The organism is candidate division KSB1 bacterium, from assembly GCA_034506395.1.
Classification (GTDB): domain Bacteria; phylum Zhuqueibacterota; class Zhuqueibacteria; order Thermofontimicrobiales; family Thermofontimicrobiaceae; genus Thermofontimicrobium.
Genome location: JAPDPQ010000017.1, coordinates 81,694 through 96,693 on the forward strand (window position 1 = coordinate 81,694; position 15,000 = coordinate 96,693).

6 protein-coding genes, 3 tRNA genes and 3 rRNA genes are annotated in these 15,000 nt (G+C 46.5%); 8 read left to right on the forward strand and 4 right to left on the reverse strand.

The window, feature by feature from the left end:
• Positions 1 to 573 precede the first annotated feature (573 nt).
• The 4 genes from ONB37_12125 to ONB37_12140 form a co-directional block, all read right to left on the reverse strand.
• Complete coding sequence (locus ONB37_12125) at positions 574 to 1,149, reverse strand: bifunctional nuclease family protein (GenBank protein MDZ7400906.1); 576 nt, start codon at positions 1,147 to 1,149, stop codon at positions 574 to 576.
• 369 nt (positions 1,150 to 1,518) lie between these two features.
• Positions 1,519 to 2,418: a hypothetical protein gene (locus ONB37_12130; protein MDZ7400907.1), complete on the reverse strand. Its 900-nt coding sequence runs from the start codon at positions 2,416 to 2,418 to the stop codon at positions 1,519 to 1,521.
• Positions 2,419 to 2,542: 124 nt separating this feature from the next.
• Positions 2,543 to 4,147, reverse strand: a complete 1,605-nt coding sequence (locus ONB37_12135; GenBank protein ID MDZ7400908.1) for a SpoIID/LytB domain-containing protein — start codon at positions 4,145 to 4,147, stop codon at positions 2,543 to 2,545.
• A gap of 471 nt (positions 4,148 to 4,618) precedes the next feature.
• Positions 4,619 to 4,701: transfer RNA gene (locus tag ONB37_12140), tRNA-Leu, on the reverse strand.
• A 141-nt stretch (positions 4,702 to 4,842) separates the two neighbouring features.
• Here ONB37_12140 and smpB point away from each other — a divergent pair.
• The 8 genes from smpB (at position 4,843) to ONB37_12180 (ending at position 14,890) form a co-directional block, all read left to right on the forward strand.
• The gene (gene smpB / locus ONB37_12145; GenBank protein ID MDZ7400909.1) at positions 4,843 to 5,310 is read left to right on the forward strand and encodes an SsrA-binding protein SmpB; all 468 of its coding nucleotides are present in this window, start codon (positions 4,843 to 4,845) and stop codon (positions 5,308 to 5,310) included.
• 18 nt (positions 5,311 to 5,328) lie between these two features.
• Positions 5,329 to 6,564: a tyrosine--tRNA ligase gene (tyrS, locus tag ONB37_12150; GenBank protein ID MDZ7400910.1), complete on the forward strand. Its 1,236-nt coding sequence runs from the start codon at positions 5,329 to 5,331 to the stop codon at positions 6,562 to 6,564.
• Between the two features lie 242 nt (positions 6,565 to 6,806).
• A 16S ribosomal RNA gene (locus ONB37_12155) occupies positions 6,807 to 8,368 on the forward strand.
• A 229-nt stretch (positions 8,369 to 8,597) separates the two neighbouring features.
• Positions 8,598 to 8,673, forward strand: a tRNA-Ile gene (locus ONB37_12160).
• A gap of 101 nt (positions 8,674 to 8,774) precedes the next feature.
• Positions 8,775 to 8,847: transfer RNA gene (locus tag ONB37_12165), tRNA-Ala, on the forward strand.
• A 108-nt stretch (positions 8,848 to 8,955) separates the two neighbouring features.
• Positions 8,956 to 11,983 (forward strand): 23S ribosomal RNA (locus ONB37_12170).
• A gap of 80 nt (positions 11,984 to 12,063) precedes the next feature.
• Positions 12,064 to 12,180, forward strand: a 5S ribosomal RNA gene (gene rrf / locus ONB37_12175).
• The 16S, 23S and 5S rRNA genes sit together here with 2 tRNA genes alongside, the layout of an rRNA operon.
• Before the next feature lie 544 nt (positions 12,181 to 12,724).
• A complete protein-coding gene (locus ONB37_12180) occupies positions 12,725 to 14,890 on the forward strand; it encodes an SUMF1/EgtB/PvdO family nonheme iron enzyme (GenBank protein ID MDZ7400911.1) in 2,166 nt (721 codons plus the stop codon).
• Positions 14,891 to 15,000: the final 110 nt, after the last annotated feature.

Genomic DNA, 15,000 nt, shown 5'->3' on the forward strand with positions numbered 1-15,000 from the left:
AAAATGATGAATACTCTTTGAGCACAAAAATTGATTAAGATTTAACAATACATCCCAAATTACAAGTCAACTGATGATTTCTTTTATGGGAAAGCAATAAATCTTTCACCGAGCTGGAAAATTTAAGCCTAATATAACCCATCTTGTCCTATTTTGCAAGCAAAATATCAATCTTGTTGAATCAAATTGTGAGGGAAGATCGCATGCAATTTTTGTGGCAACAATGATTCAGAATTCGATTTGGACCAGAGCTATTTTTTGAGCCATTGAGAATTATAATTGAAGAAGTGGCCGTCGAGCAAACAATCGGGCAAAAAAGAAGATAGTTAAAAAATCAACCACAGCTTCGGAGAGTCACATAAAAAGCTTGAACAAATCCGACCCGACAAACCCATTTGAGAAAGGCAATCGTTGGGATTTTTATGAAGGATGAGCTCTTTTGAAGATTGATTTATCGATTATCAATGAGAAAAGGCGTAACAAGAATCTCGCTACTGCCATAAAAGAATCTAAGCATATTGGAAACGGTGGTAACCAGTGTCCCCGAAAATGTTCTTAACTTAAACTGATGGGTCAAGATTGATGACGTTCGTTTTTGAGCATCAAAATCTCATCTCGGATTTTTGCAGCGTCTTCGAAACGTTCCTCACGGACTGCTTTTTGAAGTTTAATGTTTAACTCTTCCATGAGATCTACATCACTCACTGGGCGATCATAGCTATCTTCCCCAAATTGAGGCTCTGGGAGTTGTTCTAAAATCGCAGCCCGTTTCATTACACTTTCCTCGACGAAGATGGGAGCTTGAACGCGGAGGGCGAGCGCAATGGCATCGCTTGGACGGGCATCGATTTCCTTTACAGTCCCATTTGTTTTAACCGTGATGGCCGCATAATAGGTATTTTCGCGAAGATCATTCACGACGATTCGGGTCACAATCACTTTTATCGAATCCAAGATATTTTTGATGAGGTCATGCGTGAGAGGACGGGGCGGGCTAATTTTTTCCAATTGAAGCGCAATCGCCTGGGCTTCATTTGAACCCACCACAATCGGAAGCCAGCGATTATGAATATCATCTTTAAGGATCACGACGAACCGATTGGTCGATGTATCCAAGGTGACTCGATCAACTCTTACTGCTACCAACATCTTTTTAAACCTCCTCTCCTAATCAGAGATTGTTGAAAATTATGCTGTGGTGAGTCAATGTCATTCTTTTTGACCCTTGTCTGGAAATATTATATAAAATTTATTAACAACTGTCAAGTAAAATTTTAAAAATATTCATCCACAAAGTGCTCGAAATTGCAATACAGATCCTCTCAAAAGACCATTTTGCAACTGCGAAAAAAAGCTTCACAATAAGACTGGCAAGCGCTTAGATGAGATTTTTTTTGTGTCCAATACAGAATAGCAAACCACTTTGCGGAAGGCATTGACTTTATAAATATAAAAAAATGTTTGAATGAATTGTCTAAGTATCGAAAATTGGATAACGCAGCAAATTCTAGAAATCATTTAATGTTGACCATTGATCAGTTCCAATAACGCTGGCGTAATGTCCACCAAAGATTCACTTTTTGAAAGCAATTCATGGTTGTATTTTCCCCACGCTAATAAAGGGACTGGATGATTGGTATGGGTTTTTATCGACAGATCCTCGATGTTTCCATGATCACTGGTGACGACAAAGAGTGTCTCGGTCAAATCGATATTGGCGAGTATTGTCATAAGAAACCGCTCTAATTGGAGTAGAATTTGTGTAGCGAGCTCCAGATTCTGCGCGTGTCCAGCCCAGTCAGTGATAAAATATTCGTACAAACAAAAGTCGTAATGCTGGCTGGTCTGGGCTAAGATCAAGCCGGCTTCTTCCGCTGAAAACAATGGGATATTAAAACCCATCTTTATGAGCTCAAAATTGGTAAAATCATGGTAGATTGCCTGCTTCGCGAGCAGATGATCCAGATCAAAAAACTGGAGACCGGCTCGCCAATTGGCGATGCTGGTCACGGATAAAAACGGCAATAACGCATCTGGTCCACGTTCAAAAAAAATTGGGCGGTAAACATTGATGAAAACCGGTCTCTTACCTCGATCTTTGAGCTTTTTATGGATAGAATGATTGGCGACTAAATCGCGTAAGATCTGGTTCGGAAAACCGCTCAGATGTCGATTTAATAATTTGGCCGCATTCTCGCCAGTAAATAGGGCTGCCTGGCCGGTCGCGCTTTGTGGGATTCCTGGTATCCCCAATTGAGCATCAATCGGCTTACAAATTCCATCAAAAGGAAGTGCTTTGACAAATTTATCGGTTAAAAAACAATTGAACAATTGAATAGTTGGCTGGGCACACGGATTGATGCCCTGATCCTGTTTACCAATTCCCAGTCCATCAATAAAAATGAATATTATCCTCACAGAACATATCCTTCGATCACTTCGATACTTGGCAAATAAGCAAACAAAATTTTCTTGAGATTTCAAATTAGCTCGGCGATTGCTGAACTCCAAACTCAACTTGTCATCTAAAAGATGGCCGAGGTTAGTAGATCCTGACCAGTTTTGATCCATGATAATAATGATCTAAGATAGCACGATAATCGAAACCTCTTAAGGCCATCGCCCCAGCCCCAGTCTGACACATTCCGACCCCATGTCCCCATCCAGCACCTTTCAAAATGAAATTTTCTCCTTGACGATCAACCACAAAGCATGAGCTATAAAGATAATTGCGAGATAAGACGTTTCTAATTTGAAGCTCATTTTCAATCACGAGGGATCTCAAAGAGCCGCGAAGTTCAATCTTCTTTAGCCTACCCGAAACTCCACGTTCGAGGGGAACTATCTCGTTAAGCAATCCGATATTTTGACCAGTTTTTTGATTGATAATCTGGCTTAATTCAGATCTGGAATATTGCTCAGTCCACCGAAAATATTTTTTTGTATAGGCAAGTGCGTCGGGAATGGGTATTTTGAGCGTGTTACAGAACACGTCGGGAGTACTCTCAATCCAGCGCCGTACAGTAGATTCGTCCGATAAATTAGATACCGATCGGGCAGATCTGGTGTCAGGACGCCCGCGAAGATAGGGTTGCGGCGTACCAACCCAAACATTTTCGTTGTTCTCTGAATGTCCCCCGCACACAGCAGCATACCGCGTATCGCAGATTTGATCTTTATAAATGAGGACCTGACCACGGGTTTTCATAACAGCCTCAGTAACTGATTCTGCCTCACGCTCAACCCCCCCATAAACATGGCAATGAACTTCATCGCAGAGATCAAAAGGTGCCATCCGATGGAGTTTGTCTAACATCCCAATGGTAAATCCACGGGCGGTAACCGCTTGCGCTTTTAAGGCCTCCATCGGAAAACCTTGGTTCATCTCCGATCCAACCACACCCCGCAAGTAGATTTCAATCGGCAATTGATTGACAACCGTGACGCCTCCATATTGGTCGATCCAAAATTCTAAATGATTCCGATAAGTTCGCTGTTGCGCCCGCTCAAAATGAAAATTCTTGCCAGTTATAGTTGTTAGCTTAAAAAGGTTGCCCATGACACGAATCATGGTCGAAGATTCGAAACGTGCCCCATTAGATATATTGGTCAAAATAATTTTTCCAGCAGGTCGTGCTTTAAAGAAGGGCAGGATCGTGGTCGATAGTTGCGGTTGAATCTGGCGTTGATATTGCCGAGCTTCAGCTTCGGAATCAAAAAATGGTTTCAATAAAACTTGATAAAATATGATTTCCCTTAATTGGCCGTTCCGAAATACCCTCTTTTTGATTTGTTTGATCTTGCTTGAGAAATTAGCCCGCTCTAAATTCGAGGTCAATTGTTGGGCAACAAGAGCATCTTCAGTTTCGCGATAGAGCAATCCATAGCCCAGTGGGGCGGGTGCGGCATTCTGTAAAGTTACCTGCCAGCGCTTGCCCAGAATTGATTCAGCCAGCAATTTCTCATCTGAGTTAAATACATCGATAGTACCATCACTTTCAAATTCGATCGTTGCTAAATTTTCTGCTATTCCAATTCGAATCTCAGGACCGAATTCGGAGATCGGTGCTGGGGGAAGAGGAAGATAAGCGCATCGGCAGATAGTTAAAATCAATAATGCAATTATTATCGTAGCTATTCTGTTCAATTTATGGTTCTCCAGAAATTATGCGAGAATCGTTTTTGTTCCATCTTTGATTTTCGGAATGGGGCCGAATCAAATCAATAATAGAGCAAAATGAGGAAAAAATCAAGGGAAAAAATTATTGAACCCCATCATTTCACATGTTGACTTAAAAATTAATGAGCCTTGAGAGCTAAAGCTCGGTCGCATGAACTTTCTGAGAATTTCAAGGAGAAGGATTGAAATTTGAAAACGTAGCTTGTAACATTGCTTCGTCGAAAAATTTTCATTGATACAAGAGGATTGAAAAAATTAGGGGCGAATCGATCAATAAATTGGTTTTTTCAGATATCCATGAACTTTTATCGGACAGATGTCTAACGAGATTTTAGATCGGCACAAATGTGAAGTGCAATCGCTCGTACAGAGATTGTGGAGGTGAGAAGAAAAAAATAGGCAAGTCAAGCTTGCCTATGATAAAAAATGTTAAGTGAGTGCCGAAGGTGGGATTCGAACCCACACGGGCGGTGCCCACACGGCCCTGAACCGTGCGCGTCTGCCAGTTTCACCACTTCGGCATTTTGCATAATAAAATAAGAATAAAAATAAAAAAAGTCAAGCACTTTGTTTTGTTCTTGACTTTTATTTTTAAAACTCTTATTTTTGGCCGTTTAAAAAGGATGGTCTTCAATGAGATTCGAATTTGATGGAACAAATTTATGAGCCAAAAGGTTACAATCGCGAACAAAAAGGCAAGGTTTCAATACGAGATCCTTGAGACGTTCGAAGCCGGGATTGTATTGCAAGGTACCGAAGTTAAATCTTTGCGCCTCGGCAAGGGAAATATTCAGGATAGCTATGCAACGATTAAGGATGGAGAGGCATTTATTTATAATATGCATATTAGCCCTTATGAACAAGGCAATATATATAACCACGATCCAGACCGAATCCGGAAATTATTGTTGCATAAGCAAGAAATAAAACGATTGACCGGAAAAGTCTTGGAGCGGGGGCTTACGCTTGTTCCGTTAAAAATTTATTTTAAAAAAGGCAAGGTAAAAGTTGAATTGGGATTGGCACGAGGGAAATCAATTGTAGATCGAAGAAAAGATATCGCTTGGCGTGACGAGCAGCGAATTATGGAGCGCGAATTTAAAGAGAAAGGTAAATTTAGAATCAAATAAACAGGCAGAGGTGTTATTTTGGAACATGATAATGTATTGGATATCTTAAAAGAGCGGGGTTTCGTCCAACAAATAACTGATGAAGCTGCTCTATCCAAGATACTTGCACAAGAGAAAATCGCCGCCTACATTGGATTTGATCCGACAGCCGATAGCCTTCATGCTGGCAGCTTAATTCCGATTATGGCTTTGATGCATTTTCAACGGCAAGGTCATTTCCCAATCGTGGTTTTGGGCGATGGAACCGCTATGATTGGTGATCCCAGCGGAAAAACGGAAATGCGGCAAATGCTTTATGAAGATCAAATTCGAAACAATTGTGAAAAAATAAAATCGCAATTAAATCGTTTTCTCAAGTTTGATGAGGGAAAAGCTGCTTTGGTTCAGAATGGCGATTGGTTATTGAAGCTGAACTATATCAGTTTTCTCAGAGAGATTGGTCGGCATTTTAGTGTTAATCGAATGCTGGCGGCAGAGACATATAGACTTCGATTAGAAACTGGCTTGTCGTTTTTAGAATTCAATTATCAACTGTTGCAGGCGTATGATTTTTTGGTGCTATTTCAAAATCATCGCTGTATTTTACAAATGGGGGGTGATGATCAGTGGGGCAATATCGTGGCTGGAATCGATTTAATTCGAAGGATCGAAGGAAAAGAAGCTTATGGTCTAACTTTTCCGCTGTTAGTAGCAGCCGGTGGGCACAAAATGGGCAAGACAGCACGTGGTGCGCTTTGGCTGGATCCAGAAAAAACGACGCCGTATGAGTATTATCAATATTGGGTGAATATCGATGATAGAGACGTGAAGCGATTTTTGGCATATTTTACGTTTCTTCCGATGGAGGAAGTCAATCGATTAGGAGCGTTACAGGGTGCTGATCTTCGAGAGGCCAAGCGGATTTTGGCTTATGAGGCGACCAAATTAACGCATGGTGAAGCTGCGGCCAATTCGGCAGAACAAGCATCTCGAGCAATTTTTGGATCCAAACAGGGCGAGCTGGACGGTATGCCGACAACATATATCACCAAAGTGCAAATAGAACGTGGGATAAATGTCGTCGATTTATTTCACCAGGTAGGGCTTGTCAAATCGAAAAGTGATGGACGAAGGTTAATTCAGCAAGGTGGCTGCTATGTGAATGATCGCAAAGTGACGTCAATAGAACAAGATATCACAAAAGATTATTTAAAAAATTCATATATCATCCTGCGGGTGGGTCAAAAGAGATATCATCGAGTGGTGGTTGAATAAAAATTTGGGACAGAATAAAATATTCAAAAAAGTACTTGACAAAGAGAAAAAAAATGTTATATTATAGCCCGCCAGATGAAATTCTGGCAATGGGAGAGCAAAAAAAATTAAATTTTTTGCTTGACTTTTTGAGATGAATTGATTATATTTGCATTCGCGATTTAGATGTTCTTTAAAAAATAGTAACGCGTGCATGGGCCTGGTCAATTCAGTAAGGTTGCTCAAAAGTTGAGAAAAATCTTACAACGAAGAGTTTGATCCTGGCTCAGGACGAACGCTGGCGGCGTGCTTAACACATGCAAGTCAAGGAGAAAGGGAATCTTCGGAATCCCGAGTAAACTGGCGAACGGGTGAGTAACACGTAGGTAACCTGCCCATTAGTTTAGGATAACCCTGCTAACGCGGGGCTAATACTGAATGATGTTCATGATCCGCATGGATTATGAATCAAAGCTGTCTTCGGATAGCGCTAATGGATGGACCTGCGTCCCATTAGCTAGTTGGTAGGGTAACGGCCTACCAAGGCGACGATGGGTAGCCGGCCTGAGAGGGTGTACGGCCACACTGGGACTGAGATACGGCCCAGACTCCTACGGGAGGCAGCAGTGAGGAATATTGCGCAATGGGCGAAAGCCTGACGCAGCAACGCCGCGTGGACGATGAAGCTCTAAGGAGTGTAAAGTCCTGTTAGGAGGGAAGAAACGTATTTATTCGCTGAGGATAAATACCTGACGGTACCTCCAGAGAAAGCCCCGGCTAACTCCGTGCCAGCAGCCGCGGTAATACGGGGGGGGCAAGCGTTGTCCGGAATCATTGGGCGTAAAGGGCGCGTAGGCGGGATTGTAAGTCAGAGGTGAAAACCATGGGCTTAACTCATGGCCTGCCTTTGAAACTGCAGTTCTTGAGTGCGGCAGAGGGAAACGGAATTCCTGGTGTAGCGGTGAAATGCGTAGATATCAGGAAGAACACCGGTAGCGAAGGCGGTTTCCTGGGCCGTAACTGACGCTGAGGCGCGAAAGTGTGGGGAGCAAACAGGATTAGATACCCTGGTAGTCCACACCGTAAACGATGGGCACTAGGTGTTGGTTCGTTTCAAAAGCGGATCAGTGCCGCAGCTAACGCATTAAGTGCCCCGCCTGGGGAGTACGATCGCAAGGTTGAAACTCAAAGGAATTGACGGGGGCCCGCACAAGCGGTGGAGCATGTGGTTTAATTCGATGCAACGCGAAGAACCTTACCTGGGCTTGAAGTGCAGACGAAATTCGCCGAAAGGCGAACCTCCTTCGGGACGGCTGCAGAGGTGCTGCATGGCTGTCGTCAGCTCGTGCCGTGAGGTGTTGGGTTAAGTCCCGCAACGAGCGCAACCCTTGCCCTTAGTTGCCATCAGGTCATGCTGGGCACTCTAAGGGGACTGCCCCGTATAACGGGGAGGAAGGTGGGGATGACGTCAAGTCCTCATGGCCCTTACGTCCAGGGCTACACACGTGCTACAATGGCAAGTACAACGGGAAGCAATACCGCGAGGTGGAGCAAATCCCTAAAAACTTGTCTCAGTTCGGATTGCAGTCTGCAACTCGACTGCATGAAGTCGGAATCGCTAGTAATCGCGGATCAGCATGCCGCGGTGAATACGTTCCCGGGCCTTGTACACACCGCCCGTCACGCCATGGAAGTCGGGAGCACCCGAAGCCAGTGGCCCAATCCGCTTCCCAGCGGAAGGGAGCTGTCGAAGGTGAGACCGATGACTGGGGCGAAGTCGTAACAAGGTAGCCGTACCGGAAGGTGCGGCTGGATCACCTCCTTTCTATGGAGCACTGGCTGAGCTCGTTAAGGGGCGCAGCTAACAAGACCTTGCTGAAACCGACCATGCACGCTCTTACTATTTTTTTAGCCTCAGGAATCTGTTTAAAAACTGAGGTTTTTCGTCTAAGAAAACGAGCTGAGCAGGCTGTCGTTAACCACTAAACCTTTGCGGTGCGAGCTGAAAACTGAGTTGCAGTTTAGGCGCCCCGAAATTTTCATTTTTAATATCTGGGCCTATAGCTCAGTCGCGGTTAGAGCGCACGCCTGATAAGCGTGAGGTCACTGGTTCAACTCCAGTTAGGCCCACCGCTGGGATTAATAAGATCTGATGTCAATAAATTGCAGGCATCAGATAGTTGTGGTGAGTTGAATCAGACGATCGAGATGCGCTTTATAGGTTTTAAAAAGGGGCTGTAGCTCAGTTGGGAGAGCGCCGCCCTTGCAAGGCGGAGGTCGTCGGTTCGACTCCGATCAGCTCCACGAAGCAAAGATTTATTGTTCTTTGTCAATTTGAATGAAGGGTAACCAAAGAAGATGGATTCAATGGCTAAAAGAGCCAGTAACCATCTGCTGTCCATTAGAGGCTTTTGGTAAGTTACTAAGAGCACATGGTGGATGCCTTGGCACGAGTAGGCGATGAAGGACGTGGTAAGCTGCGATAAGCTACGGGTAGGTGCAAACAACCTGAGACCCGTGGATCTCCGAATGGGGTAACCTGTTCCGAGTAATGTCGGAACACTTCCTGCTGAATATATAGGCAGGAAAGGGCGAACGTGGGGAACTGAAACATCTAAGTACCCATAGGAAAAGAAAGCAAAAGCGATTCCCTGAGTAGCGGCGAGCGAAAGGGGAGAAGCCTAAATCTGCTCTATGTTAAAGCCTGCACGCGTTGTAGAGTGGAGGTTGCGGGATTTAGTCGGGCGAAAGTGCAGTTTCGCCGGGAAGTCAAAAATTATCTCCTTAGTCGAACGTCTCTGGAAAGATCGGCCAAAGAGGGTGATAGCCCCGTAGACGAAAAGCGAGGTAACTTCCTGGACTAAACTCCCAAGTATTGCGGGACACGTGGAATCCCGTGAGAATCTGGGTAGACCACTACCTAAGGCTAAATACTCACTCGTGACCGATAGCGAACTAGTACCGTGAGGGAAAGGTGAAAAGTACCGGGGAACCGGAGTGAAATAGTACCTGAAACCATGTGCTTACAAACAGTCGGAGTCCGTCGCAAGGCGGATGACGGCGTGCCTTTTGCATAATGAACTGGCGAGTTACTCGCATGTTGCGAGGTTAATCCGCTCTGCGGGGTAGCCGTAGCGAAAGCAAGTCCGAAATGGGCGATGAGTAACATGCGGTAGACGCGAAACTGGGTGATCTATCCATGGTCAGGATGAAGCGATCGTAAAAGGTCGTGAAGGTCCGAACCCACCAGAGTTGAAAATCTGGGGGATGAACTGTGGATAGGGGTGAAAGGCCAATCAAACTCAGAGATAGCTCGTTCTCCCCGAAATAGCTTTAGGGCTAGCCTCGTAATAAAGAGTGACGGAGGTAGAGCACTGATAGGGCTAGGGCCCTTACAAGGGTACCAACCCCTGACAAACTCCGAATGCCGTGCACTTGTTTTACGGGAGTCAGGCTGTGGGGGATAAGCTTCATAGCCGAGAGGGAAACAACCCAGACCGTCAGTTAAGGTCCCTAAATATGGGCTAAGTGATAAAGGATGTGCGATTGCTCAGACAACCAGGATGTTGGCTTAGAAGCAGCCATCATTTAAAGAGTGCGTAATAGCTCACTGGTCAAGTGAGCGCGCGCCGACAATAATCGGGACTCAAGCCCATTACCGAAACTGCGGATCCTTTGCCGCAAGGTGGAGGATGGTAGGGGAGCGTTCCATTAACCTGCGAAGGTGTTCCGCGAGGAATGCTGGAGGAGATGGAAATGAGGATGCCAGTATGAGTAGCGATAAATTCCGTGAGAAACGGAATCACCAAAAGTCTAAGGTTTCCTGAGTAAAGTTAATCTGCTCAGGGTTAGTCGGAACCTAAGCCGAGTCCGCTTTCGGCGGAGTAGGTGATGGAAAACAGGTTTAATATTCCTGTACCATCTGTAAATCGCCTGAGCTATGGGGTGACGCAGAAGTGACAGGTCAGCCGGACACTGGATTGCCGGTCCAAGTGCGTAGGAGGATCGAGCAGGCAAATCCGCTCGGTCATAACTCCGAGACACGAAGGGGAGGGCCTAGCCCATAAACTGACCGTAATCATGCTGCCGAGAAAAACCTCTACGCGAGATTTACAGATGACCGTACCGCAAACCGACACAGGTAGATGGGGTGAGAATCCTAAGGTGCTCGAGATAACTCTGGTTAAGGAACTAGGCAAAATGGCCCCGTAACTTCGGGAGAAGGGGCGTCCTGAGTATGTGAATCCACTTGCTGGAGGAGCAGAAAGGGACCTCAGTGAAAAGGCCTGGGCGACTGTTTACTAAAAACACAGGTCTCTGCTAAGTCGTAAGACGATGTATAGGGACTGACACCTGCCCGGTGCTGGAAGGTTAAGGGGACGTGTCAACCAACGTAAGGCGGTGAAGCACTGAACCGAAGCCCCAGTAAACGGCGGCCGTAACTATAACGGTCCTAAGGTAGCGAAATTCCTTGTCGGGTAAGTTCCGACCTGCACGAATGGTGTAACGACTTGGGCGCTGTCTCGACCAGAGGCTCGGCGAAATTGTAGCACCGGTGAAGATGCCGGTTACCCGCGACGGGACGGAAAGACCCCGTGAACCTTTACTACAGCTTAGTATTGGGTTTTGGTATTGCATGTGTAGGATAGGTGGGAGACTGTGAAGTGGCAACGCAAGTTGTCATGGAGTCGCCGTTGAAATACCACCCTTGTTCTACTGAAATCCTAACTCAGAACCGTGAATCCGGTTCGAGGACCATGCTAGGCGGGTAGTTTGACTGGGGCGGTCGCCTCCCAAAAAGTAACGGAGGCGCTCAAAGGTTCCCTCAGCACGGTCGGTAATCGTGCGTAGAGTGTAAAGGCATAAGGGAGCTTAACTGCGAGACACACAGGTCGAGCAGGTGCGAAAGCAGGACTTAGTGACCCGGCGGTTGAGAGTGGAATTGCCGTCGATCAACGGATAAAAGGTACTCCGGGGATAACAGGCTGATCAGGCCCAAGAGTTCACATCGACGGCCTGGTTTGGCACCTCGATGTCGGCTCATCGCATCCTGGGGCTGGAGAAGGTCCCAAGGGTTTGGCTGTTCGCCAATTAAAGCGGTACGTGAGCTGGGTTTAGAACGTCGTGAGACAGTTCGGTCCCTATCTGTCGCGGGCGTAGGATATTTGAGAGGAGCTGCTCGTAGTACGAGAGGACCCGAGTGGACGAACCTCTAGTGCGCCAGTTGTCGCGCCAGCGGCACAGCTGGGTAGCTATGTTCGGAAGGGAAAAGCGCTGAAAGCATCTAAGCGCGAAGCCCACCTCAAGATAAGATATCCCCTCCTCTGTCGCAAGACAGAGGGCTAAAGGCTCCTTGAAGATGACAAGGTGATAGGCCACAGGTGTAAGTACGGCAACGTATTCAGCCGAGTGGTACTAATAAGCCGTGCGACTTACCTGCCGCCTCTATGGCAGCAGATGGTTAGTGGCTTTAAGCTAATATGAATCCAATCTCTTTTACCCTCTAAATTGACAAAAAATTCCGGTGACCATAGCGGAGGGGAAACACCTCTTCCCATTCCGAACAGAGAAGTTAAGCCCTCCAGCGCCGATGGTACTGTCCTGGGAACGGGGCGGGAGAGTAGGTCGTTGCCGGGAATTAATTGATAAAGCCTCAGTCGATGAGATTGAGGCTTTTTTTATTTCATTCACGGATGAGGCGGATAGCGCCGAAGGTACTGTCCGCCAGTTGGCCTTTGGCGTCAACCTAAGCTCAAAAATGTTAAAACCGTTAAAACGGTTATTGATAGTAATACGAGTTTATCATTGACGCCCGAATTAATTCGGGCGTCAATATGATAAATTAAACAGAGTTGCTGACCGCTTCAGCGGTCTCTGCGAAAAAAATATCTTATGTGGACGCTAATAGGCATTTGCTGGATCGCCCAGAATAATATTCTTCTCTTAGGTTGACGCTTATGGCCAGTTAGCGGATGGGAGAGTAGGTCGCTGCTATCAATTAATAAAGCCTCAATCCAAAACAGATCGAGGCTTTTTTATTTATTGTTCTAAACCTCTGAGGCTTCGATTTACTGCTTGACAATTAGCTGAATATTTTGTATTTTCCTCTCAAAAAATAAAGTCCCATCATCCAAGATTCACGCATACCACAAACACAGTTCTCTGGAGGAGGAACGTGAAAATGAGATACATTCTGATTTTGGTCGCAATCCTGATCATTACAACCTCTCTATTCTCGCAGTATTATGAACCGCTAAGCCCTTTGGTCTTCGACAGAACCTCTATTGAAAAAAACGCCATCAGTCGCAAGATCGCTGCCACCAGAAAACTTTATACTCCCATCGATATCGAGGAGTTAAAAATTCAAATTAAAAAGAACAACAATGCCGTGGACAACCAGATTGCGCTCATCAAAAATCAGATGACTGGCGTGTTCATGGATAAGCAGGAGCTGCTGAAGCTGGTCGATATCAAAAAGATGGAGGAGCAAATTGCGCTCAAAGAAAAGAGCCGTAGCGAAATCAAAGCGCAGATCCAGCAGGATCTGGCAAATATTGTGTATTACGGCTTGTACCTGGTGGTGCTGAACGATATCGACCCGTTTGCCTCCAAAGAACAGCTCTCGAGCCAGGCGGAAAAATTATTGGCGCCCATCGCCATCGAGGATTTGAACGGCGTGTTTGTCTCCAGTTTGACCGTGGTGCAGGATAATAAATTGTTGTTCGACCAGATCAAAGCCACCATCAGCGGCGAAATGGGCATTGAAAAACAATACATCTCCCGCATCATTGCCAATCGCACCAAGTTTCTCTATCTGGTGAAGGTCAATGTGGCGCCGCTCAAAAAAGCGCTGGCCGCCACCACGCCCTACCTGCCGACGGGTAGCAACCATGTGACGGTCAATTTCCTGACCGAATATGATTTTCAAGCCCGTTTGAAACTGGCGGGCATACCCGAGGCTGAAATTAAAGAAATCGAAGCGGAGGTGAGCTCGGCTCGGGAAGTGGTCAATAGCTCCAACGCCATGTCCACCCGCCGCCAGCAGCAGATTATGGCACAGGGCAATGCCAACCTGAAAAAGGTGGATGACGAGATCGCTGAATTGAAAAACAGCCTGGCCAATCGCAGCCGCCTGCTGAAAGAGACCATCGAGGGCAAAACCGATGTCATCTACAATTCCCAGGATATTGCAGGTTGTATCAATCGAGCGTTGAGCTATTTTGATCGGAAGATCAAAGAGCTGCAGGACCAGATGATTGCGGCCAAAGAAAAAGAGCTGATATTGAAAGAGATGGTCAATGTCACGGCCGAGGGCAAGCCCGAAGAGGATATTGCCAAGACCGCCGTAGATGTCTGCGGCCAGATCAAACAGAGCTACTCCAAGGTGGAGCAGTTTATCCACGAGACCGAGGTGGTCAATTACATGCTGGCGTCCGATAAAACGGGCAGCGCCAAGGACATTTTTCGGGAGGTGGACAAGATCTGGCTCTATCCTGTGCCAGGCAGCAGTGATAATTTTCTGTTGACCGTGGTCGCTCGGTTTAAAATCTCTGCCCTGAAGGATCACCAGCCAGCGGCTGCAGGCGATAGAAGCGTGACAGCTCCTTCATTACCCAGCTCTACCCCGCCTGCGACCATTGTGGTGAATGGCATTGAACTGGTGTTCATTAAAGGCGGCACCTTTGACATGGGCGATACGTTTAATGAAGGGGAGGGTGATGAACAGCCCGTGCATTCGGTGACGGTGTCGGATTTTTACCTAGGCAAGACCGAGGTGACCCAGCAGCAGTGGGTGGAGATCATGGGAAGCAATCCATCTTCCTTTAAAGGTGATAACCTGCCAGTTGAAACTGTCTCCTGGAATGACGTGCAGGAGTTCATCCGCAAATTGAATGCGAGAACAGGTGGCAATTTTCGGCTGCCCACCGAGGCGGAGTGGGAGTATGCAGCTCGAGAGGGCGGCAAGCGAGTCCGCTTTGGCAATGGCAAAAATATTGCGGATCCGAGGGAGATTAATTTTGATCCAAGCGAAAAATATTCGTATTCAGTAGCTGGTGTTTATCGGCGGCAAACTACGCCCGTGGCGAGCTTTGCGCCCAATGCGCTGGGCTTGTACGATATGTCGGGGAATGTCTGGGAGTGGTGCGCCGATTGGTATGATGAAAACTATTACAGTAAAAGCCCTCCGAATAATCCCACGGGACCTGCGACAGGCGCCGACCGTGTGATCCGTGGCGGTAGCTGGAGCAGTTACGCCAGGTACGTACGGTGTGCGGATCGGGACTACTACGCTCCCGATCACCGCTACGACTACTTGGGCTTTCGCCTGTGCAGGGCTGCGCAGTGACAGAGGACGATGATGAGATACAGCATGGTGAGAGAGACCATGAGGATGGGCAGGATGATGATAGGCACTATGACGATGGACCTGATGACGATAGACACGATGATGATAGG